The sequence below is a fragment of the Streptomyces sp. NPDC001502 genome (assembly GCF_042894785.1).
GTDB classification, from domain to species: domain Bacteria; phylum Actinomycetota; class Actinomycetes; order Streptomycetales; family Streptomycetaceae; genus Streptomyces; species Streptomyces kutzneri.
Window position 1 is genome coordinate 109230 of the sequence record NZ_JBIAVW010000012.1, and the last position, 22562, is coordinate 131791.

Below are 22562 nucleotides of genomic sequence, written 5' to 3' on the forward strand. Positions count from 1 at the left end.
TTCGTGGCTACTTTCCAGGCCCCCAAGGGCACGTACGACCTGATCCCGCCGGTATCCGTGAAGTACCTGGCGGTGCGCGAGGCCATCGCGGCGCCCCTGCGCAACTCCGGCTACGGCTACATCGAGACCCCCGGCTTCGAGGACGTGGGCCTCTTCGCCCGCGGCGTCGGCGAGTCCACCGACATCGTCTCCAAGGAGATGTACGCCTTCGAGACCAAGGGCGGTGACCAGCTCGCCCTGCGCCCCGAGGGCACGGCCTCCGTGCTGCGCGCGGCGCTGGAGGCCAGCCTGCACAAGAAGGGCAACCTGCCGGTCAAGCTCTGGTACTCGGGCTCCTACTACCGCTACGAGAAGCCGCAGGCGGGCCGCTACCGCCACTTCTCCCAGGTCGGCGCCGAGGCGATCGGCGCCGAGGACCCGGCCCTGGACGCCGAGCTGATCATCCTGGCCGACCAGGCGTACCGCTCGCTGGGCCTGCGCAACTTCCGGATCCTGCTGAACTCGCTGGGCGACAAGGAGTGCCGTCCGGTGTACCGGGAGGCGCTGCAGTCCTTCCTGGGCGGTCTCGACCTCGACGAGGAGACCGTGCGCCGGGCCGGGATCAACCCGCTGCGCGTCCTCGACGACAAGCGCGCCGAGGTGCAGAAGCAGCTCGTCGGCGCCCCGGTGCTGCGGGACTACCTGTGTGACGCGTGCAAGGCGTACCACGAGCAGGTGCGCGCCCTGGTGACGGCGGCCGGCGTCGCCTTCGAGGACGACGAGAAGCTGGTGCGCGGGCTGGACTACTACACCCGCACCACCTTCGAGTTCGTCCACGGCGGCCTCGGCTCGCAGTCCGCGGTGGGCGGCGGCGGCCGCTACGACGGCCTGTCCGAGATGATCGGCGGACCGGCGCTGCCGTCGGTGGGCTGGGCCCTCGGTGTGGACCGTACGGTCCTCGCCCTGGAGGCGGAGGGCGTCGAGCTCGACATCCCGGCGTCGACCTCGGTGTTCGCGGTGGCGCTGGGCGAGGCCAAGGCGACCGTGTTCGGCCTCGTGACGCAGCTGCGCAAGGCGGGCGTCGCGGCGGACATGTCCTACGGAGGCAAGGGCCTCAAGGGTGCGATGAAGGACGCGAACCGCAGCGGTGCCCGCTTCGCGGTCGTGGTGGGCGAGCGGGACCTCGCCGAGGGCGTCGTCCAGCTGAAGGACATGGAGTCCGGCGAGCAGACGGCCGTGCCCGTCGACGAGCTGGTCGACACCGTCCGGGCCCGCCTCGCCTGACGGCAGCGGTACGGGAGCACACAGGACGGGGCCGGGGATCTTTCTCCGGCCCCGTCCGTTCACAGGCTCGTACGGCACAATGGCCCGTGCTTGATCACCTGGCAGATGTGGAGCGGGCGGTATGACGACACGAAGCGCGGACGCGGACACCGCCCGGGGCAGGACCGTCGGGGGAAGCCGGGCCCTGGCCCTGCTGCTGGTGATCACCGGAGCGGCGGGCCTGCTCGCCGCGTGGGTGATCACGATCGACAAGTTCAAGCTGCTGGAGGACCCGGCCTTCAAGCCCGCCTGCAGCCTCAACCCGATCGTCTCCTGCGGCAACATCATGACGAGCGACCAGGCGTCGGCGTTCGGCTTCCCGAACCCGATGCTCGGACTCGTCGCCTACGGGATCGTGATCTGCGTCGGCATGAGCATGCTGGCCGGGGCCTCGTTCCGCCCCTGGTACTGGCTGACCTTCAACGCCGGCACCCTCTTCGGCGTCGCCTTCTGCACCTGGCTCATGTACCAGTCGCTGTACAACATCAACTCGCTCTGCCTGTGGTGCTGCCTGGCCTGGGTCGCCACGATCTTCATGTTCTGGTACGTCACCGCGCACAACGTCCGCGAGGGGCTGCTGCCCGCCCCGGGCTGGCTCAAGTCCTTCCTCGACGAGTTCACCTGGGTCCTGCCCGTCCTGCACGTCGGGATCATCGGGATGCTGATCCTGACCCGCTGGTGGGACTTCTGGACCTCCTGAGCGCGGGCGGCCCTGTCGGTGGGCTCGCATAGGCTTCCTGTGTGGAACCAGACCTGTTCACCGCCGCTGCCGAAGACCGCCGGGAGAAGGACCCCGCGAGCTCCCCGCTCGCCGTCCGGATGCGCCCGCGCACCCTGGACGAGGTCGTCGGCCAGCAGCACCTGCTGAAGCCCGGATCACCGCTGCGGCGGCTGGTCGGGGAAGGGGCCGGCGGCCCAGCCGGTGCCTCGTCGGTGATCCTCTGGGGCCCGCCCGGCATCGGGAAGACGACGCTGGCGTACGTGGTCAGCCAGGCCACGCAGAAGCGTTTCGTGGAGCTCTCCGCCATCACCGCGGGCGTCAAGGAGGTACGGGCCGTCATCGAGGGCGCCAAGCGCGCGGCCGGCGGCTACGGCAAGGAGACCGTCCTCTTCCTCGACGAGATCCACCGTTTCAGCAAGGCGCAGCAGGACTCGCTGCTCCCCGCCGTCGAGAACCGCTGGGTGACGCTGATCGCGGCCACCACCGAGAACCCGTACTTCTCGATCATCTCCCCGCTGCTGTCGCGCTCGCTGCTGCTGACGCTGGAACCGCTGACCGACGAGGACCTGAGCGCCCTGATGCGGCGCGCGCTCACCGAGGAACGGGGCCTGGGCGGGGCCGTCACCCTCCCGGCGGACGCTCAGGCGCACCTGCTGCGGATCGCCGGCGGCGACGCCCGGCGGGCGCTGACCGCGCTGGAGGCCGGCGCCGGATCGGCCATCGCCAAGGGCGAGGACGAGATCACCCTCCAGACCCTGGAGGAGGCCGTCGACCGGGCAGCGGTCCGGTACGACAAGGACGGCGACCAGCACTACGACGTGGCGAGCGCGCTGATCAAGTCGATCCGCGGCTCGGACGTCGACGCCGCACTGCACTACCTGGCCCGGATGATCGAGGCCGGTGAGGACCCCCGGTTCATCGCGCGCCGCCTGATGATCTCCGCGAGCGAGGACATCGGCCTGGCGGACCCGACGGCCCTGCCGATCGCGGTGGCCGCGGCCCAGGCGGTGGCGATGATCGGCTTCCCCGAAGCGGCGCTGACCCTCTCGCACGCCACGATCGCGCTGGCCCTGGCCCCGAAGTCGAACACCGCCACGACCGCCATCGGCGCGGCGCTGGCCGACGTACGGGCGGGCCTCGCGGGATCGGTCCCGCCGCACCTGAGGGACGGGCACTACAAGGGCGCGGCGAAGCTGGGGCACGCGCAGGGGTACGTGTACCCGCACGACGTGCCGGGCGCGATCGCGGCGCAGCAGTACGCGCCGGACGAGATCCAGGGCAAGCGGTACTACGAGCCGACGCGCTACGGCGCAGAGGCCCGCTACGCGGACGTGGTGGAGAAGGTCCGCGAGCGGCTCCGCGGCGCCGGGTCCTGACCCGCGGCGCCGCCCGCGGGGGTCAGGCGACCGGCAGGGTGTCGGCCCACGCCGGAAGGCCGCCCGGGCCTACGCTCCCGGCATGGGACGCCGGATTCCGCTCCTCACCGCAGCCGCAGCGGCCGTGCTGACGCTCGCCGGATGCCACCGCGACGACACCGCGACCGCGCAGGCCAGTGCGGTCGCCCTGGTCGCGCGGGTGCCGCTCACCCGGGCCGGCTTCCCGCCGGACGCGGACGCCGCCACGGCGCAGCTGGCCCGGCTGAAGGTCGAGCGGGGCCGCAACTGGCAGACGTACAAGCGCGAGAACTTCGGCAGGTACTGGTCCGACGAGACCGATGCCGTCGGCGGGCGCAACGGCTGTGACACCCGCGACGACGTGCTGCGCCGGGACCTGGGGGAGCTCCGTGAAGGGGACCGGAACCCGTGCGTCGTGCTGTCCGGCACGCTGCACGACCCCTACACCGGCAAGGTGCTGCCCTACGCCTACCGGCGCGCCTCGCAGATCCAGACCGACCACGTCGTCGCGCTCGGCGCCGCCTGGCGGGCCGGCGCGTACGCGTGGACCCCGCAGCGCAGGCTGGAGTACGCCAACGACCTCGACGTACTGCTCGCCGTGGACAAACAGACCAACTACGACAAGGGCAGCAGGACGGCCGACAAGTGGCGGCCGCCGCGGCGTGCGTACTGGTGCGAGTACGCGCGCCGCTATACCGGCATCAAGGCCGAGTACGGGCTGTCCGTGACGGCGCCGGAGAAGCTCGCCCTCCAGGACATGCTGGCCACCTGCGCCCCGTGACGTCCCGGCGGCTCAGTGCGAGGCCGCCGAGAACAGGGAGTGCATCGCCCGGCGCAGGCCGCAGATGTCCGCGACCGGCTCCGGGAAGTCGAAGCGGGCGTCGAAGGAGCCGGCCGGGCCGCCGGTGAAGCGGACGCGCAGGCCCAGACGGTCCAGGGAGAGCGGCACGGCGCTCATCCCGCGGGCCTCGCGGGCGCCGAGCAGGCCGCCCAGCTCGCCGAGCCGGTCGCCGTGGGCGGAGTGCAGGTGCTGCAGCAGCTCCGACTCGTGCGCGACCATCGGGTCCGGCTCCGCCGCGGCCAGGTCCTCCGGGTCCACGTGCTCGGCGCCCCACAGGTCGTCCACCGAGATCTCGCCGACCTCCAGGCGCAGCATCATCCACGCCGGGCGCCCGGCGTGGGGGGCGTCGAGGGACTCCCGCATGCCCAGCAGCTCGCCCACCGGCTGCCGCTCCGCGAGCAGCGCCGCGCAGGCCGCGCGGTCGTCCCCGCGCACCGGAGTCAGCCACCCGGCCAGCCAGGCGCGACCTCGGATACGATGTGGCACGGACACCGGCGCCACATCCGTGATCTCGATCACGGCGGTGAGGTCGTCGTCCTGGGCGTGAGCGGCTGCCCTGGCAGCCGTGGATTCCCCGGAAACAAGGAGAATCACGTCCCCGTCCGGGGTGACGGTCCGTGCGACCGGCAGCCCTGTCCCGAACTCCTCGGTCTCGTGACTGTCACGAGCACCGATCAGCGTGAGGGATACTGAGGCGTTGGACTCTACGAGGGTTCGTACGCGTTCGGCTCCGGTGAGCTGCCGAACGCCTTCCCTGGGACGCGGCTGACCTTGCTTATCGTCGGCGCAAGCGGATTCTGTTTCGTCTGAATCCGAACTGCGTTGCGCACTGGGCAGGGGGATCCCATGTGGTCGAGACATTACGTCCTCCTCGCTAAGGTAAGCCTCACCTAACTTACATGGAGGTAGGTTCCCCGTGAACCAGAAGCGACCCAAGGTCAAGAAGTCGCGTGCCCTCGGCATTGCGCTGACCCCGAAGGCCGTCAAGTACTTCGAGGCCCGCCCCTACCCGCCGGGCGAGCACGGCCGTGGCCGCAAGCAGAACTCGGACTACAAGGTCCGTCTGCTGGAGAAGCAGCGTCTGCGCGCTCAGTACGACATCTCTGAGCGTCAGATGGCCCGCGCGTACGACCGCGCCAAGAAGGCCGAAGGCAAGACGGGCGAGGCGCTTGTCGTCGAGCTCGAGCGTCGCCTCGACGCCCTGGTCCTGCGTTCGGGCATCGCCCGCACCATCTACCAGGCCCGCCAGATGGTCGTTCACGGCCACATCGAGGTCAACGGCGACAAGGTCGACAAGCCGTCGTTCCGTGTCCGTCCGGACGACGTCATCACCGTGCGCGAGCGCAGCCGCGAGAAGGTTCCGTTCCAGGTTGCCCGTGAGGGTGGCTACGCAGGCGAGGGCGAGACCCCGCGCTACCTGCAGGTCAACCTGAAGGCCCTGGCCTTCCGCCTGGACCGCGACCCGAACCGCAAGGAAATCCCGGTCATCTGCGACGAGCAGCTCGTCGTCGAGTACTACGCCCGCTGATGCAGGCCTAGTCTCACCGACTGGTCAGCCCGCCGTCCCCTCCATGGGGCGGCGGGTTTTCCGTTTCCCGGACCGGCATCAGGGCTGCGGCTGCTCCGCCGCCGCGCCCGTCGACACCCGCGAGCCGCGCGGACGCCCCGCCTGCCGGGGCACCCCGCCGCCGCGCTCCTGCGGATCGCTCAGCGCCCGCCCGACCAGCGCCTCACGGCTCAGCTCCCGCCCCTCGGCCTCGTACGCCGCGTAGCGCTCGGCGCCCAGCAACTCGCCCGCCTGCTCCCGGCACATCAGCCGCGGGGCGTTGAAGTACCCCGAGCCGAACAGCTGCAGCCCCACCCCGCCCCACATCGGCTCCGCCGCACCCTGGAGCACCGCCGCCTCGGCCGCGTCCCCCTCCGCGACCGTGACCAGCGCGAGCAGCTCCAGCGCGAGCACCAGCCCGACCAGATCGTGGAAGACGTGGTTGATGGCCACGCACTCGGTCAGCAGCTGCCGCGCCTCCTGCGTGCGCCCCGCGTCCAGGGCCGCGTACGCGAGGACGTACAGGGCGTACGCCTTCGTCCAGCGCTCCCCGCGCTCCTCGCAGATCTCCCGGACCTCCCCGCACAGCGCGAGCGCGCCCGGCAGGTCACCGAGGAAGGCCAGCGCCATCCCCAGCTCCACCTGGCACATCAGCACGTTGCTGTTCAGCTCGCCGGCCGCCCGGTACTGCTCCAGCGCCGCGCCCAGCAGCTCCCGGGCCCGTGCCATGTCGTCCGAGACCAGCGCCAGGCAGCCCATCCGGTGCACCGCGTAGGCCGCCGCGACCGGGTTCCCGCTCTGCGCCGCCCCGTCCCGGCACTCGTACAGGGCGCTCATCGAGGCCGTCGCGTCCCCCTGCAGGGCCGCGACATAGCCCAGCACCCACAGGGCCTTCAGCCGCGAGTTCTCGTACTCCACCGCCCGGTCCACCGGTTCCAGGGCCCGGTCCAGCCAGTGCCGCCCCTCGCTCAGGCGGCCGCAGCCCGCCCAGTAGAACCACAGCGTCCCCGCCAGGTACTGGCCCAGATGCGTCTCGTCCGGCTCGTCCAGACAGCACTCCAGTGCGAGCCGGATGTTCGGCAGCTCCGCCTCCACCAGTGCGGCCACCTCCTGCTGGCGCGGGCTGAACCAGTCCAGCTCGCACCACGTCGCCAGCCCCACGTACCAGTCCCGGTGGCGCCGCCGCAGACGCCCCGCGTCCCCCAGCGACTCCAGCCACCCCGCCCCGTACGCCCGTACGGTCTCCAGCATGCGGAAACGCACCCCGGCGGGCGTCTCCTCCCGGACCAGCAGGGACTGGGCCAGGAGCTCCCCGACCAGGTCCAGCACGTCCTCCACCGGCAGATCCGGACCCGCGCACACGTATTCGACGGCGTCGAGGTCGAACTGCCCCGCGAACACCGACAGCCGCGCCCACAGCAGCCGCTCCGCCGGCGTGCACAGCTCGTGACTCCAGCCGATCGCCGTCCGCAGCGCCCGGTGCCGGGCGAGCCCGCCGCGCGCACCGCCCGTCAGCAGCGCGAAGCGGTCCTCCAGCCGGGCCAGCACCTGCGCGGGGGACAGCGTCCGCAGCCGGCCCGCCGCCAGCTCCAGCGCCAGCGGGATCCCGTCGAGGCGGGCGCACAGCTCGACCAGCGTCGCCCGGTTCTCCGCGGTCACCGCGAAGGCCGGGTCGGCCGCCGACGCCCGCGCCGCCAGCAGGGCCAGCGCCTCCCCGGCGGCCGGCGGGGCCAGCGGGAAGGCCAGCTCCCCGTCCAGGGCCAGCGGGCGCCGGCCGGCCGCGAGGACGCGCAGGCCGGGGCAGCACATCAGCAGCTCCCGTACCAGGTCGGCGCACTCGTCGACCAGCTGCTCGAAGCCGTCCAGGACCAGCAGCAGCCGGCGCCCGGACAGGTGCTCCGCCAGGACCGTCCGCGGCGGCCGGGTGGTGTGGTCGGTCAGCTCCAGCGCCTCGGCGAGGGCCAGCTCCAGCAGCGCGGGATCCCGTACGGTGGCCAGCTCCGCCAGCCAGACCCCGTCGCAGTAGCGTTCCTGCGGTCCCTCGGCGGCGGCCCGGGCGGCCACGAGCGCGAGCCGGGACTTGCCCACCCCGCCCACGCCGGTCACCGTCACGAGCCGCGAGGACTCCAGGAGCCGCCCCAGCTCGGCGAGTTCGCCACCCCGCCCGACGAACCGGCCGAGCTCCGAGGGAAGATTGCCCCCGGCAGTACTTCGAAGGGGTCTCTGTCCCATAGGACACGGAGGGTACTGGTCCGGATGCGCTGCGTTCAAGGCGGGCCGGGGACCTCCCGGATTTCCGGTACGGCCGGGGATCTCCGGCGCGATAGGGTCGGAGGGCGAATAGTCCTGCGGTTCAGGTACAGACAGAGAGCGGTGTGACGTGTCCGGTGTAGAGGTGGCCGGGATCATCGTGGCCGTCTTCTGGGCCATCCTGATCTCCTTCCTCGCCGTGGCCCTGGTGAGACTGGCCCAGGTGCTCAGGGCGACCACCAAGCTGGTGGCCGACGTGACCGACCAGGCAGTCCCGCTGCTCGCCGACGCCTCCACCACCGTCCGCTCCGCGCGCACCCAGCTCGACCGGGTCGACGCCATCGCGAGCGACGTGCAGGAGGTCACCTCCAACGCCTCCGCGCTGTCCTCCACCGTGGCCACCGCCTTCGGCGGGCCGCTGGTGAAGGTCGCCGCCTTCGGCTACGGCGTCCGCAAGGCGCTGGGCAAGGGGGATGCCGCGACGTCGGGCGGCACGCCCGCGAAGGCATCCCGACGAACCGTGATCGTTGGACGTACGGTGCCGGCCGCCCGGCGCCGGAAGCAGAAGGGCTGAGACCGCCGATGTTCCGCCGAGCCTTCTGGTTCACCGCCGGCGCAGCCGCCGGCGTGTGGGCCACCACCAAGGTCAACCGTCAGCTGAAGAAGCTGACGCCGGAGAGTCTCGCCGCCCAGGCGGCCGACAAGGCCGTGGAGGCGGGACACCGCCTCAAGGACTTCGCCCTCGACGTCAAAGCGGGAATGACGCAGCGCGAGGACGAGCTGAACGACGCACTGGGGCTCCACCAGGACCCCGACCGGCCCGACAACGTCACGGCCCTCCCCGGTCCGCGGCGGCTGCGGGCCATCGAGAACAGCAAGACCACCTACCGACCCAAGTTTTCGTACGACCGGAATGAGGACCACTGATGGAGTCGGCTGAGATTCGCCGCCGCTGGCTGAGCTTCTTCGAGGAGCGCGGTCACGCCGTTGTCCCTTCGGCGTCGCTCATCGCGGACGACCCGACTCTGCTGCTGGTCAACGCGGGCATGGTCCCGTTCAAGCCGTACTTCCTCGGCGAGACCAAGCCCCCGGCCCCGCGGGCCACCAGCGTGCAGAAGTGCGTCCGTACGCCGGACATCGAAGAGGTCGGCAAGACCACCCGGCACGGCACGTTCTTCCAGATGTGCGGCAACTTCTCCTTCGGGGACTACTTCAAGGAAGGTGCCATCAAGTACGCCTGGGAGCTGCTCACCAGCTCCGTGGCGGACGGCGGCTACGGCCTGGAGCCGGAGAAGCTCTGGATCACCGTCTACCTCGACGACGACGAGGCCGAGACGATCTGGCGCGAGAAGATCGGCGTCCCCGCCGAGCGCATCCAGCGCCTGGGCAAGAAGGACAACTTCTGGTCCATGGGCGTCCCCGGCCCCTGCGGCCCGTGCTCGGAGATCAACTACGACCGCGGTCCGGAGTTCGGCGTCGAGGGCGGCCCGGCCGTCAACGACGAGCGCTACGTGGAGATCTGGAACCTGGTCTTCATGCAGTACGAGCGCGGCGCCGGCGACGGGAAGGAAGACTTCCCGATCCTCGGCGACCTGCCGTCGAAGAACATCGACACCGGTCTCGGCCTTGAGCGCCTCGCGATGATCCTGCAGGGCGTACAGAACATGTACGAGACCGACACCCTGCGCGTGGTCATGGACAAGGCCACCGAGCTCACCGGCGTGCAGTACGGCGCCGCCCAGAACACCGACGTGTCGATGCGCGTGGTCGCCGACCACATCCGCACCTCCGTCATGCTCATCGGCGACGGCGTCACCCCCGGCAACGAGGGCCGCGGCTACGTGCTGCGCCGCATCATGCGCCGCGCCATCCGCAACATGCGCCTCATGGGCGCCACCGGTCCCGTCGTCCAGGACCTCGTCGACGTCGTGATCAACACGATGGGCCGGCAGTACCCGGAGCTCGTCACCGACCGCAAGCGCATCGAGACCGTCGCGCTCGCCGAGGAGGCCGCCTTCCTCAAGGCCGTCAAGGGTGGCACCAACATCCTCGACACCGCCGTGACCGAGACCAAGGCCGCCGGCGGCACCGTGCTCTCCGGCGACAAGGCGTTCCTGCTCCACGACACCTGGGGCTTCCCGATCGACCTCACCCTGGAGATGGCCGCCGAGCAGGGCCTCTCCGTGGACGAGCCCGGCTTCCGCCGCCTGATGCAGGAGCAGCGCGACCGGGCCAAGGCCGACGCCAAGGCCAAGAAGACCGGCCACGCGGACATGTCCGCCTACCGGGAGATCGCCGACAGCGCCGGCGGCACCGAGTTCACCGGCTACGCCACCAACCAGGGCGAGTCCACCATCGTCGGCCTCCTGGTCAACGGCGTCTCCGCGCCCGCCGCCTCCGAGGGCGACGAGGTCGAGGTCGTCCTCGACCGCACCCCCTTCTACGCCGAGGGCGGCGGCCAGCTCGCCGACCAGGGCCGCATCAAGCTCGACTCCGGCGCCGTCATCGTCGTCCGCGACGTGCAGCAGCCGGTCCCGGGCGTCTCCGTGCACAAGGGCTCCGTCCAGGTCGGCGAGGTGACGGTCGGCGCCTCCGCCTACGCCGCCATCGACGTCAGCCGCCGCCGGGCCATCGCCCGCGCCCACTCGGCCACGCACCTGACCCACCAGGCGCTGCGCGACGCCCTCGGCCCGACGGCCGCCCAGGCCGGTTCCGAGAACAGCCCCGGCCGCTTCCGCTTCGACTTCGGTTCGCCGAACGCCGTTCCCGGCTCGGTCCTGACCGACGTCGAGCAGAAGATCAACGACGTGCTGTCGCGCGAGCTCGACGTCACCGCCGAGATCATGAGCATCGACGAGGCGAAGAAGCAGGGCGCCATCGCCGAGTTCGGCGAGAAGTACGGCGAGCGCGTGCGCGTCGTGACCATCGGCGACTTCTCCAAGGAGCTGTGCGGCGGTACGCACGTCGGCAACACCGCCCAGCTGGGTCTGGTGAAGCTGCTCGGCGAGTCCTCCATCGGCTCCGGCGTGCGCCGTGTCGAGGCCCTCGTCGGCGTGGACGCGTACAACTTCCTCGCCAAGGAGCACACGGTCGTCGCCCAGCTCCAGGAGCTGGTCAAGGGCCGTCCGGAGGAGCTTCCGGAGAAGATCGCCTCCATGCTCGGCAAGCTGAAGGACGCCGAGAAGGAGATCGAGAAGTTCCGCGCGGAGAAGGTCCTCCAGGCCGCCGCCGGGCTCGCCCAGAACGCCCAGGACATCAAGGGCGTCGCCCTCGTCGTCGGCCAGGTGGCGGACGGTATCGGCGCCGACGACCTGCGCAAGCTGGTCCTCGACGTCCGCGGCCGCATCCCCGGCGACCGCCCGGCCGTCGTGGCCCTGTTCACCGTGGCGAACGACCGCCCGCTGACCGTGATCGCCACCAACGAGGCCGCCCGCGAGCGCGGCCTCAAGGCCGGCGACCTGGTCCGTACGGCCGCCAAGACCCTCGGCGGCGGCGGTGGCGGCAAGCCGGACGTCGCCCAGGGCGGCGGCCAGAACCCGGCCGCCGTGCCGGAGGCCATCAGCGCCGTCGAGCGCCTCGTCGTCGAGACGGTCTGACGATGACGCTGCGCCGCGGCCGCCGGCTCGCCATCGACGTCGGTGACGCCCGTATCGGGGTCGCCTCGTGCGACCCCGACGGGGTGCTGGCCACACCGGTGGAAACCGTGCCGGGCCGGGACATCCCCTTCGCGCACCGGCGGCTGCGGCAGCTCGTCGAGGAGTACGAGCCCCTCGAAGTCGTGGTCGGCCTTCCCCGCTCGCTCAGCGGGCGGGAGGGGCCGGCCGCGGTCAAGGTGCGCGCCTTCGCGAACGAACTCGCCAAGGGAATCAAGCCGGTGACGGTCCGTCTGGTGGACGAGCGGATGACCACGGTCACCGCCGCCCAGGGTCTGCGGGCCTCCGGGAAGAACGCCAAGAAGGGCCGGTCGGTCATCGATCAGGCAGCCGCTGTGGTGATCCTTCAGAACGCTCTTGAGACCGAACGGGTATCAGGTAATCCTCCCGGTGAGTGCGTCGAAGTGGTTGTCTGATCGCGATACGGTAACGTTCCGCGCGATGAGACGGCATTCGAACAGCCGTCGCCCACCGTCAAAGAGACGGAACCGGGTGCCACGGACGACGGAGTCCGCGGCCTCCGTCTCGCGGCTCTAGGGGACCGATGACTGAGTATGGCCGGGGCCGTGGCCCCGAACCCTGGCACCCCGAGGACCCCCTTTACGGGGACCAGGGGTGGACCGGGCACCAGACCCAGCAGGGCCAGGTGCCTTACGGCGGTGCCCCGCAGCAGCAGGAGTACCCACAGGAGCCGCAGTACCAGCAGCAGTACCCCCAGCATCCGCAGTACGAGCAGTACCCGGAGTACCAGCAGCAGCAATACCAGCAGCAGCAGTACCCGCAGCAGGCGCAACAGCCGCAGCCGCAACAGCAGCAGCAGCAACCGCAGCCGCAGCAGCAGCCGCAGTACATGCAGGGCCAGTACCCGCAGCAGCAGTACGCGGGGCAGCAGCAGGGCTATGCCCCGCAGCAGCAGGCGCAGCAGCCCCAGCCGCAGCAGCCGGTGTACGACAGCCAGGGCTGGGACACCGGCCAGGGCCAGTACACGGCCGCGGTGCAGACCGACCCGTACGCGGGCGTGGACCCCTACACCCAGCAGCCCGTGGCGGGCTACCCGGGTGAGGCCCCCGACCTCTACAGCACGGAAGACGCCTACGAGCCGCCGCAGCCTCCGGGCCGGCGGCACCTGGAGCCGGAACCCGTCGAGGAGCCGGAGGCGGCGGAGGAGCCGGAGAAGGGCCTGCTCACCGACGGTGGAGGCCGTGACGGCGACGACGACGGCGACGACGGTGACGGCCGCCGGGGCGGCCGCTCCAAGGGCGGCAAGCCCAAGAAGCGCAGCGGCACGGCCTGCCTGGTCGCCGCGGTCGTCATCCTCGGCGTGGTCGGCGGTGGCGGCTACTACGGCTACAACTACATCAAGGCCCGGTTCGCCTCGGCCGAGGACTTCGCGGGCGAGGGCAGCGGCGAGATCGTCGAGGTCGAGATCCCCAAGGGCTCGGGCCTCCTGCAGATGGGCCTGATCCTCAAGAAGGCGGGCGTCGTCGCCAGCGGGCAGGCGTTCGTCGACGCCGCGTCCAAGCTCCCTCCGGGCAAGGCCATCCAGGCCGGTGTCTACCCGCTCAGGAAGAAGATGTCGGCCGCGTCCGCGGTCGAGGTCATGAGCGACCCCTCGAAGCTGAACGTCATCACGGTCACCGAAGGCATGCGCAACACCGCGGTGTACGCGGCGATCGACAAGAAGCTGGGCCAGCAGGAGGGCACCACCGCCGAGATCGCCAAGCGCGAGGTCAAGAACCTCGGCCTGCCGGCCTGGGCGAACAACAACCCGAAGCTGATCGACCCGCTCGAAGGCTTCCTGTACCCGGCGCGCTACGACCTCAGCAAGGACAGCACCCCCGACTCCCTGCTCAAGCAGATGGTCAAGAACGCGTCCGACAAGTACGCGGAGCTGGGCCTTGAGGGCAAGGCCAAGGAGCTGGGCCTGGAGAATCCGCTCCAGGTGGTCACGGTCGCCAGCCTCGTCAACGCCGAGGGCAAGAACCACGACGACTTCCGGAAGATGGCCGAGGTGGTCTACAACCGCCTCAAGAAGACCAACGACGTCACGAACCAGAAGCTCCAGTTCGACTCGACGTACAACTACGTCAAGAACCAGAGCGAGATCAACTTCAACCTGAAGGAAGCCCAGGCCTTCGACCACCCCTACAACACGCACTTCGTCAGGGGACTGCCCACCGGTCCGATCAACAACCCGGGCCTGGACGCGCTGACCGCTACGCTCAACCCGGACCACGGTGGCTGGATGTTCTTCGTGTCGGTCGACGGCAAGACCACGACCTTCACCAAGACCTACGAAGAGCACACCAAGCTGGCCAACGAGTTCCAGGAACGGCAGAAGCAGAAGAACGGCGGATAGCAGGACATGTCACGCATAAGGGCCGCGGTGTTGGGTTCGCCCATCGAGCACTCCCTCTCACCGGTGCTGCACCGCGCCGCTTATCAGGAGCTCGGCCTCGACGACTGGTCGTACGACCGCTTCGAGATCGACGAGGCCGCGCTCCCGGAGTTCGTGGCAGGACTCGGCCCCGAGTGGGCCGGGCTGTCCCTGACGATGCCGCTCAAGCGGGCGATCATGCCGCTGCTGGACGGCATCAGTGACACGGCCGCCTCCGTCGAGGCGGTCAACACGGTCGTCCTCACCGAGGACGGCCGGCGCCTCGGCGACAACACCGACATCCCCGGCATCGTCGCCGCGCTCCACGAGCGCGGCGTCGAGAAGGTGCCCTCCGCCGCCGTCCTCGGCGCCGGCGCCACGGCTTCCTCGGCGCTCGCCGCGCTCTCGCGGATCTGCTCCGGCGAGGTCACGGCGTACGTCCGCTCGGCGGCCCGCGCGGACGAGATGCGGCAGTGGGGCGAGCGGCTCGGCGTGCCCGTCCGCACGGCCGACTGGTCCGAGGCGGCCGCCGCGCTGTCCGCGCCCCTGGTGATCGCCACCACTCCGGCCGGTACGACCGACGCCCTGGCGGCGTCCGTACCCGAAGGAGCCGGCACCCTCTTCGACGTCCTCTACGACCCCTGGCCGACCGCGCTGGCCGCGGCCTGGTCCCGGCAGGGCGGCCAGGTCGTCGGCGGACTCGACCTCCTCGTCCACCAGGCCGTGCTCCAGGTCGAGCTGATGACGGGCCGGACGCCGGGTCCGCTCGAAGCCATGAGAGCCGCCGGAGAGCGCGCGCTCGCCGCCCGTTAGGCTTTCCACCTGCGTTATTCACAGGGGGCGGCATGGACGGGAACAGCACGGACGAGGTACTCGCGTCGAGGTGGGATCTTCCCCTCGTCGTCGGCAGCATGGTCAGGGTGGCGTTCGGCACCCTGCCCCTGTGGGCCAAGGCGCTCATTCTCGGACTCTTCGGTTCCGTCGTCCTCTGGTACGGGATCACCTGGCAGCGCGAGCGCGGCCGGCGGTCCCGCTGACGCCCCAGGCGTCCGATAGCTGGACCGGGGCCCGATAAACCCCTCCGGACGTGGGAGGATCGGGTGAGGCGGGTCCGGGCCGCGCACCCGATCGCGCCGTCGCTGTACCAGGCGCGAGCATGAGGAGCATCGTTGAGCAGGTTGCGTTGGCTGACCGCAGGAGAGTCGCACGGACCGGCACTGGTCGCGACGCTGGAGGGTCTTCCCGCCGGCGTCCCGGTCACCACCGAGCTGGTGGCCGATCACCTGGCCCGGCGCCGGCTCGGCTATGGCCGCGGTGCCCGGATGAAGTTCGAGCAGGACGAGATCACCTTCCTCGGCGGCGTCCGCCACGGCCTGTCCCAGGGCTCCCCGATCGCGGTCATGATCGGCAACACCGAGTGGCCCAAGTGGGAGACGGTCATGTCGGCCGACCCGGTCGACCCCTCGCTGCTCAAGGAGACCGGCCGCAACGCGCCGCTGACCCGTCCGCGCCCCGGCCACGCCGACCTCGCGGGCATGCAGAAGTACGGCTTCGACGAGGCCCGGCCGATCCTGGAGCGCGCCAGCGCCCGTGAGACCGCCGCCCGCGTCGCCCTCGGCGCCGTCGCCCGCTCCTTCATCAAGGAGGTCGCCGGCATCGAGATCGTCTCGCACGTGGTGGAACTGGCCGCGGCCAAGGCCCCGTACGGCGTCTACCCGACCCCCGCCGACGTCGACAAGCTCGACGCCGACCCGGTGCGCTGCCTCGACGCGGACGCCAGCAAGGCGATGGTCGCGGAGATCGACCAGGCCCACAAGGACGGCGACACCCTCGGCGGCGTCGTCGAGGTGCTGGCGTACGGAGTCCCGGTCGGCCTCGGCTCGCACGTCCACTGGGACCGCCGTCTCGACGCCCGCCTCGCCGCCGCCCTCATGGGCATCCAGGCCATCAAGGGGGTCGAGGTCGGTGACGGCTTCGAGCTCGCCCGCGTGCCCGGCTCGAAGGCGCACGACGAGATCGTCTCCACCCCCGAGGGCCTGAGGCGCACCTCCGGCCGCTCCGGCGGTACCGAGGGCGGACTGACCACCGGCGAACTGCTGCGCGTACGCGCCGCGATGAAGCCCATCGCGACCGTCCCGCGCGCGCTGGCGACCGTCGACGTGGCCACCGGAGAGGCGACGGTGGCCCACCACCAGCGCTCCGACGTGTGCGCCGTGCCGGCCGCCGGCATCGTCGCCGAGGCCATGGTCGCCCTTGTCCTGGCCGACGCGGTCGTCGAGAAGTTCGGCGGTGACTCCGTCCCGGAGACCCGCCGCAACGTCCGGTCGTACCTCGACAACCTGCAGATCCGGTGACGGCCCGACCACTGGTCGTCCTCGTCGGCCCCATGGGGTCCGGCAAGTCCACGGTGGGGGCGCTGCTCGCCGAGCGGCTCGGCGTCCCCTACCGGGACACCGACGCCGACATCGTCTCGGCCCAGGGCCGGGAGATCTCCGACATCTTCGTCGACGAGGGCGAGCCGTACTTCCGTGAGCTGGAGCGGCAGGCGGTCGCCGCCGCCGTCGCCGGGCACACCGGAGTCCTCGCCCTCGGCGGCGGCGCCGTCCTCGACGAGGGCACCCGCGACCTGCTCGCAGGCCTGCCCGTCGCCTACCTGTCGATGGACGTCGAGGAAGCCGTACGGCGCGTGGGCCTCGGCGCCGCCCGCCCGCTGCTCGCCGTCAACCCGCGCCGCCAGTGGCGCGAGCTGATGGACGCCCGGCGCCCCCTGTACACCGAAGTCGCGCGCGTCGTCGTGGCCACCGACGACCGCACCCCCGAAGAGGTCGCCCAGGCGGTCCTCGACGCTCTGGAGTTGAAGGACGTATGACAGACCAGGTGACGCGGATCCAGGTGGGCGCGAGCTCCGGACACGACGCGTACGACGTGCTGGTCGGGCGACAGCTGCTCGGCGAGCTCGGCTCCCTGATCGGTACGAAGGCCCAGCGGGTCGCCGTGATCCACCCCGAGGCGCTGGCCTCGACCGGTGAGGCGCTGCGCGACGACCTGGCCGAGCAGGGCTACGAGGCGGTCGCCATCCAGGTGCCGAACGCCGAGGAGGCCAAGACGATCGAGGTCGCGGCCTACTGCTGGAAGGCGCTGGGCCAGTCCGGTTTCACCCGCACCGACGTGATCGTCGGCGTCGGCGGGGGAGCCACCACCGACCTCGCCGGCTTCGTCGCGGCCAGCTGGCTGCGCGGCGTGCGCTGGGTCGCCGTACCCACCACCGTCCTTGCGATGGTGGACGCGGCGGTCGGCGGCAAGACCGGCATCAACACCGCCGAGGGCAAGAACCTGGTGGGTGCCTTCCACCCGCCGGCCGGTGTGCTCTGCGACCTGGCGGCCCTGGACTCGCTGCCGGTCAACGACTACGTCAGCGGCCTCGCCGAGATCATCAAGGCCGGGTTCATCTCCGACCCGGTGATCCTCGACCTGATCGAGGAGGACCCGGCGGCGGCGCGTACGCCCGAGGGCCCGCACACCGCCGAGCTCATCGTGCGCTCCATCCAGGTCAAGGCCGACGTGGTCTCCAGCGACCTCAAGGAGTCGGGACTGCGCGAGATCCTCAACTACGGCCACACCCTCGCGCACGCCATCGAGAAGAACGAGCGCTACAAGTGGCGGCACGGCGCGGCCGTGTCCGTCGGCATGGTCTTCGCCGCCGAACTCGGACGGCTCGCGGGCCGGCTCGACGACGCGACGGCCGACCGGCACAAGGCGGTCCTCGCCTCGGTCGGCCTGCCGCTGACCTACCGCGGCGACCAGTGGTCCAAGCTGCTCCAGACCATGCAGGTCGACAAGAAGTCCCGCGGCAACCTGCTGCGCTTCATCGTCCTCGACGGGCTGGCCAAGCCGACCGTACTGGAGGGCCCCGACCCGGCGCACCTGGTCGCGGCCTACGGTGAGGTGTCGGCGTGAGCCGCCGCGTCCTCGTGCTGAACGGCCCGAACCTGGGCCGGCTCGGCTCGCGCGAACCCGATGTGTACGGGGCCACCTCGTACGCGGGACTGGTGGAGAGCTGCCGCTCGCTGGGCGAGGAGCTCGGCTTCGACGTCGAGGTCCGGGAGACCAACGACGAGGGCGAGCTGATCCGCTGGCTGCACGAGGCGGCGGACGGGAAGATCCCCGTGGTCATCAACCCGGGGGCCTTCACCCACTACTCGTACGGCATGCGGGACGCGGCCGCGCAGCGCACGGCGCCGCTGATCGAGGTGCACATCTCGAACCCGTACGCCCGCGAGGAGTTCCGTCACACCTCGGTCATCGCGGCCGTGGCGACCGGAACGGTGGCGGGCTTCGGTATCGGTTCGTACCGGCTCGCGCTACGCGCACTGGCGGACGAGATCTCCGCCTGACACGCTGCCTGACGGTGCTGGTGGACGGCCGGGCCCCGGCAGTCATATAACGTTCTCGCATCAGTCGCCGGAACGAGACGGAGTGGCAGCGGATGCAGCACGGAGTGGGGGGCGGGGGCGCGGGCTGGGGGCAGCCGGGACCGCGTCCGTCGGCGCCCCCGCAGCCGCCGATACCCCCGGCACAGGGCTGGCCGGGTTCGCCCCCGCCGCAGTCTCCGGCCCACCAGCCGCCGCACCAGCACCATCATCAGTCGCAGCCGGTGCCCGCCGTGCCGGAGGCCACCGGGCACATCCCGCTGCCTCCCGCGGTGCCGGGCACCGGCGGGGCCGTCCTCGCCGTCCTGCTGATCGGCCCGGCCGGCGCCGGTAAGACCACCGTCGCCCGGCACTGGGCCAGCACCCGGCCCGTGCCGACCGCCCACGTCAGCCTGGACGACGTCCGCGAGTGGGTCTGCTCCGGCTTCGCCGACCCCCAGGCGGGCTGGAACGAGCACTCCGAGGCCCAGTACCGGCTCGCCCGCCGCACCTGCGGCTTCGCCGCCCGCAACTACCTGGCGAACGGCATCTCCTGCATCCTGGACGACGCCGTCTTCCCGGACCGGCCCGTGGTCGGGCTGGGCGGCTGGAAGCGGCACGTGGGCCCCACGCTGCTGCCGGTGGTGCTGCTGCCCGGCCTGGAGATCGTCCTGGAGCGCAACGCGGCCCGCTCCGGCAACCGCCGGCTCTCCGACGAGGAAGTCGCGCGGATCCACGGCCGGATGGCCGGCTGGTACGGCTCCGGACTGCCGATCATCGACAACTCCCACCTCGACGTCGAGGGCACCGCCCGCGCCCTCGACGAGGCGCTGGCCCGCGCCCTGTCGGCCCCCGGCGGCTGGCCCGGGTAGCAGGGGGCGTCCTGCCGCTCAGGCCGGGCTCCCGCCCGATCCGGCACGGCATCGCCCCAGGTCGCCCCAGGTCGCCCCAGGTCGTCCCAGGTCGTCCCAGGCTCGTCCGGACGCGCTCGCCGGGCCGGATCGGCGGGGCGCTCGTACGCTCGAAGACATGTCAGACGTGTACGCCGCCCGCCGGGACCTGCTTCGCGACCGATGCGCCGCCGCGGGGAACGCCGCCGCGCTGATCACGCGTCCGGCGAACGTCCGCTACCTCTCCGGGGCGTCCCCGCTCGGCGCGGTGCTGCTCGTCGGCCCCACCGAGGACATGCTGTTCTGCTCCGGCGCGCCCACCGGCGAGGCCGACGAGGGCCGCCCCGACGAGCACCTGGACGTCTCCGTCCTGGGCAGCCCCGGCGGGGACCCGGCCGTCGCGGCCGCCGATCTGGCCGCCTCCATTCGGGCCGACTCGCTCGCGGTGGAGGAACACCACCTCACCGTCGGCCGCCACCGGGCCCTGCGCTCCGTCGCGCCCAAACTGCGCCTCGCCGACCTCGGCACCGCCGTCGAGCAGCAGCGCCTCGTCAAGGACGAGGAGGAGATCGCCTGCCTGCGGATCGCCGCCGAGATCGCCGACCAGGCCCTCGGGGAGCTGCTGGAGTCCATCCTCGTCGGGCGCACCGAACGGCACCTCGCGCTGGAGCTGGAGCGGCGGCTCGTCGACCACGGGGCGGACGGCCCCGCCTTCCCGACCGCCGTCGGCACCGGCCCGCACTCCGGCCGCTCCCGGCACCGGCCCTCCGACCGCAGGGTGGAGGAGGGCGACTTCCTCACGGTCTGCCTGGGCGCCAACTACCGTGGCTACCGGTGCGAGATCGGCCGGACCTTCGTGATCGGCACCAGCCCCGCCGACTGGCAGATCGAGCTGTACGACCTCGTCTTCACCGCCCAGCGGGCCGGGCGCGAGGCCCTGCTGCCGGGGGCCGCGTACCGGGACGTGGACCATGCCGCACGCTCCGTCCTGGACTCCGCCGGCCACTCGGAAGCCCTCGCTCCGTCGACCGGACACGGCGTGGGCCTCGAAATCGACGAGGACCCGCAGCTTGCACCTACGGCAATGGGTAAACTGGACGCTTGCGTGCCGGTCACCGTCGAACCGGGGGTTCACCTCCCGGGCCGGGGAGGTGTCCGGATCGATGACACGCTCGTCGTACGCCCCGAGGCGGACGGCGGTCCCGAGCTACTCACCATTACGACCAAGGAGCTGCTCGCGCTCTAGCCGGCTCTGCCGGGCTGTGCGCGCACCCGTGGTCTTCCAGTGCAGGAGATTCCGCAACCGTGGCTTCCACGAACGACCTCAAGAACGGCATGGTGCTCAAGCTCGACGGTGACCAGCTCTGGTCCGTCGTCGAGTTCCAGCACGTCAAGCCCGGCAAGGGCCCGGCCTTCGTGCGCACCAAGCTCAAGCACGTGCTCTCCGGCAAGGTCGTCGACAAGACGTTCAACGCCGGCACGAAGGTCGAGACGGCCACCATCGACCGCCGTGACATGCAGTTCTCTTACATGGACGGCGAGTACTTCGTCTTCATGGACATGACCACCTTCGACCAGCTGATGGTGGACAAGAAGGCTGTCGGCGACGCCGCCAACTTCCTGATCGAGGGCTTCACCGCCTCTGTCGCCCAGCACGAGGGCGAGGTGCTCTACGTCGAGCTCCCGGCCGCGGTCGAGCTCAAGATCGAGCACACCGACCCGGGCGTCCAGGGCGACCGCTCCACCGGTGGCACCAAGCCCGCCACCCTGGAGACCGGCTACGAGATCCAGGTCCCGCTCTTCGTCACCACCGGCGAGACGGTCAAGGTCGACACCCGCACCAGCGACTACCTCGGCCGGAAGAGCAACTAACCCGTGGCTGCTCGGAGCAATGCGCGCAAGCGCGCCTTCCAGATCCTCTTCGAGGCGGACCAGCGCGACGTGCCCGTCCGCGAGGTCCTCGCGGACTGGATCCGCCACGCGCGGTCGGACGACCGGCAGCCGCCGGTCAGCGCCTTCACGATGGATCTCGTCGAGGGTTACGCCGACAAGGTGAACCGCATCGACGATCTGATCATCACCTACGCCGTGGACTGGGAACTCGACCGCATGCCGGTCGCGGACCGGAACATCCTGCGGCTCGGTGCCTACGAGCTGATCTGGGTGGACGACACCCCGGACGCCGTGGCCATCGACGAGGCCGTCCAGCTGGCCAAGGAGTTCTCGACGGACGAGTCCCCCTCGTTCGTGAACGGGCTGCTGGCCCGCTTCAAGGACCTGAAGCCGAGCCTGCGGCGCAGCGAGAGCTGACCGCACGGACCGGCGCCGGCACCGCCATACGGAAGGGCCCGCAACGTACGCGTTGCGGGCCCTTCCGTATGCCGCGCGGGGCGCGGGAACGAAAAAACCGGTGGGCGCCGGACCCCGCAAGGGTCCGGCGCCCACCGGTAAACGTTTCTGCTGGTCCGGAGACCGGGACTCAGAGTTCCTCGTGCGCCACCGCGCGACGGGCATCCGCGTCCAGCACGCCCCAGCTGATCAGCTGCTCGGTCAGGACCGAGGGGGACTGGTCGTAGATGACGGCCAGGGTGCGCAGGTCGTCCTGGCGGATCGACAGCACCTTGCCGTTGTAGTCGCCCCGCTGGCTCTGGATCGTCGCCGCGTAACGCTGCAGCGGGCCGGCCTTCTCGGCGGGGACGCCCGCCAGGCGCTCCAGGTCGAGACGCAGCTTCGGCGGCGGCTCGGCAGCCCCGCCGGGCGTCGTACCCGGCAGCAGCTCCTGCACCGGAACCCCGTAGAAGTCCGCCAGCTCGGCAAGACGCTGGACGGTCACGGCGCGGTCCCCGCGCTCGTAGGAACCGACCACGACGGCCTTCCACCGGCCCTGGGACTTCTCCTCGACACCGTGGAGGGAAAGGCCCTGCTGGGTGCGGATGGCGCGGAGCTTGGCCCCGAGCTGTTTGGCGTATTCGCTGGACATAACGCTCCCGGACGCTGTGACGCTGTGACTGATGGACACTGCGACTACGTAACTACGTAACTACGTGCGGCTCCGCCGCGCGGCTGGTAACTCACTGTGAGGTTACGCAGCGTTACTTGGATGCGTCAAGCCGAATGGTCTTCGTCGCCCCCCTGGGTGCTCGTCCCAGCAGCCCGGAGAGAGCCATTCCGTACCGGCC

General features: G+C 71.1%; 23 protein-coding genes. 20 read left to right on the top strand and 3 right to left on the bottom strand.

The window, feature by feature from the left end:
• The first annotated feature begins 3 nt into the window (after window positions 1-3).
• From hisS to ACFY0D_RS22410, 4 genes are all read left to right on the top strand, one after another.
• A complete protein-coding gene (gene hisS, locus ACFY0D_RS22395) occupies window positions 4-1263 on the top strand; it encodes a histidine--tRNA ligase (RefSeq protein WP_390799843.1) in 1260 nt (419 codons plus the stop codon).
• 121 nt (window positions 1264-1384) lie between these two features.
• The gene (locus tag ACFY0D_RS22400; protein WP_390799844.1) at window positions 1385-2002 is read left to right on the top strand and encodes a vitamin K epoxide reductase family protein; all 618 of its coding nucleotides are present in this window, start codon (window positions 1385-1387) and stop codon (window positions 2000-2002) included.
• 41 nt (window positions 2003-2043) lie between these two features.
• Window positions 2044-3399, top strand: a complete 1356-nt coding sequence (locus ACFY0D_RS22405) for a replication-associated recombination protein A (protein ID WP_189740249.1) — start codon at window positions 2044-2046, stop codon at window positions 3397-3399.
• A gap of 82 nt (window positions 3400-3481) precedes the next feature.
• Complete coding sequence (locus ACFY0D_RS22410) at window positions 3482-4198, top strand: HNH endonuclease family protein (RefSeq protein WP_390799845.1); 717 nt, start codon at window positions 3482-3484, stop codon at window positions 4196-4198.
• A gap of 12 nt (window positions 4199-4210) precedes the next feature.
• On the opposite strand, the gene ACFY0D_RS22415 is transcribed toward ACFY0D_RS22410, so the two are convergent.
• On the bottom strand, window positions 4211-4933 hold the full coding sequence (locus ACFY0D_RS22415; protein ID WP_390799909.1) for a DUF2470 domain-containing protein: 723 nt from the start codon (window positions 4931-4933) through the stop codon (window positions 4211-4213).
• Between the two features lie 241 nt (window positions 4934-5174).
• Between ACFY0D_RS22415 and rpsD the strand changes: the two genes are divergently transcribed.
• Window positions 5175-5786, top strand: coding sequence for a 30S ribosomal protein S4 (gene rpsD, locus ACFY0D_RS22420; RefSeq protein WP_008740451.1), 612 nt, complete (start codon window positions 5175-5177; stop codon window positions 5784-5786).
• Between the two features lie 78 nt (window positions 5787-5864).
• Here the strand turns inward: rpsD and ACFY0D_RS22425 are convergent, their stop codons facing one another.
• Window positions 5865-8036 carry an ATP-binding protein gene (locus tag ACFY0D_RS22425; RefSeq protein ID WP_390799846.1) on the bottom strand — a complete coding sequence of 724 codons (2172 nt, stop codon included), beginning with the start codon at window positions 8034-8036 and terminating at the stop codon, window positions 5865-5867.
• Between the two features lie 148 nt (window positions 8037-8184).
• Here ACFY0D_RS22425 and ACFY0D_RS22430 point away from each other — a divergent pair, with 148 nt between their 5' ends.
• The 15 genes from ACFY0D_RS22430 to nusB all read left to right on the top strand — a co-directional run bounded on the left by ACFY0D_RS22430 (window position 8185) and on the right by nusB (window position 21693).
• A complete protein-coding gene (locus ACFY0D_RS22430; protein ID WP_301372368.1) occupies window positions 8185-8628 on the top strand; it encodes a DUF948 domain-containing protein in 444 nt (147 codons plus the stop codon).
• Window positions 8629-8636: 8 nt separating this feature from the next.
• The gene (locus tag ACFY0D_RS22435) at window positions 8637-8981 is read left to right on the top strand and encodes a DUF6167 family protein (RefSeq protein ID WP_301372369.1); all 345 of its coding nucleotides are present in this window, start codon (window positions 8637-8639) and stop codon (window positions 8979-8981) included.
• Window positions 8981-11650, top strand: a complete 2670-nt coding sequence (alaS, locus tag ACFY0D_RS22440) for an alanine--tRNA ligase (protein WP_390799847.1) — start codon at window positions 8981-8983, stop codon at window positions 11648-11650. Before ACFY0D_RS22435 ends, alaS begins: the two co-directional genes overlap by 1 nt.
• Before the next feature lie 2 nt (window positions 11651-11652).
• Window positions 11653-12123 carry a Holliday junction resolvase RuvX gene (gene ruvX, locus ACFY0D_RS22445; protein WP_030009552.1) on the top strand — a complete coding sequence of 157 codons (471 nt, stop codon included), beginning with the start codon at window positions 11653-11655 and terminating at the stop codon, window positions 12121-12123.
• 128 nt (window positions 12124-12251) lie between these two features.
• Window positions 12252-14066, top strand: a complete 1815-nt coding sequence (mltG, locus tag ACFY0D_RS22450; protein WP_390799848.1) for an endolytic transglycosylase MltG — start codon at window positions 12252-12254, stop codon at window positions 14064-14066.
• Between the two features lie 6 nt (window positions 14067-14072).
• Window positions 14073-14897 carry a shikimate dehydrogenase gene (locus ACFY0D_RS22455; protein ID WP_390799849.1) on the top strand — a complete coding sequence of 275 codons (825 nt, stop codon included), beginning with the start codon at window positions 14073-14075 and terminating at the stop codon, window positions 14895-14897.
• Between the two features lie 32 nt (window positions 14898-14929).
• Entirely contained in the window at window positions 14930-15121 is a 192-nt protein-coding gene (locus ACFY0D_RS22460; RefSeq protein ID WP_390799850.1) for a hypothetical protein, read from the top strand.
• Window positions 15122-15253: 132 nt separating this feature from the next.
• Complete coding sequence (gene aroC / locus ACFY0D_RS22465) at window positions 15254-16438, top strand: chorismate synthase (protein WP_390799851.1); 1185 nt, start codon at window positions 15254-15256, stop codon at window positions 16436-16438.
• On the top strand, window positions 16435-16953 hold the full coding sequence (locus ACFY0D_RS22470) for a shikimate kinase (RefSeq protein ID WP_390799852.1): 519 nt from the start codon (window positions 16435-16437) through the stop codon (window positions 16951-16953). The genes aroC and ACFY0D_RS22470 overlap by 4 nt, the downstream gene beginning before the upstream one ends.
• On the top strand, window positions 16950-18041 hold the full coding sequence (gene aroB / locus ACFY0D_RS22475; RefSeq protein ID WP_390799853.1) for a 3-dehydroquinate synthase: 1092 nt from the start codon (window positions 16950-16952) through the stop codon (window positions 18039-18041). The genes ACFY0D_RS22470 and aroB overlap by 4 nt, the downstream gene beginning before the upstream one ends.
• Window positions 18038-18478, top strand: a complete 441-nt coding sequence (gene aroQ / locus ACFY0D_RS22480; protein ID WP_189740282.1) for a type II 3-dehydroquinate dehydratase — start codon at window positions 18038-18040, stop codon at window positions 18476-18478. Before aroB ends, aroQ begins: the two co-directional genes overlap by 4 nt.
• A gap of 92 nt (window positions 18479-18570) precedes the next feature.
• Window positions 18571-19365 carry an AAA family ATPase gene (locus ACFY0D_RS22485; protein WP_390799854.1) on the top strand — a complete coding sequence of 265 codons (795 nt, stop codon included), beginning with the start codon at window positions 18571-18573 and terminating at the stop codon, window positions 19363-19365.
• 157 nt (window positions 19366-19522) lie between these two features.
• Entirely contained in the window at window positions 19523-20629 is a 1107-nt protein-coding gene (locus ACFY0D_RS22490; RefSeq protein ID WP_390799855.1) for an aminopeptidase P family protein, read from the top strand.
• Between the two features lie 59 nt (window positions 20630-20688).
• On the top strand, window positions 20689-21255 hold the full coding sequence (efp, locus tag ACFY0D_RS22495; RefSeq protein WP_030008757.1) for an elongation factor P: 567 nt from the start codon (window positions 20689-20691) through the stop codon (window positions 21253-21255).
• Between the two features lie 3 nt (window positions 21256-21258).
• On the top strand, window positions 21259-21693 hold the full coding sequence (gene nusB / locus ACFY0D_RS22500; RefSeq protein WP_189740290.1) for a transcription antitermination factor NusB: 435 nt from the start codon (window positions 21259-21261) through the stop codon (window positions 21691-21693).
• 169 nt (window positions 21694-21862) lie between these two features.
• Here the strand turns inward: nusB and bldD are convergent, their stop codons facing one another.
• A complete protein-coding gene (gene bldD / locus ACFY0D_RS22505) occupies window positions 21863-22363 on the bottom strand; it encodes a transcriptional regulator BldD (protein WP_030008755.1) in 501 nt (166 codons plus the stop codon).
• Window positions 22364-22562 lie beyond the last annotated feature (199 nt).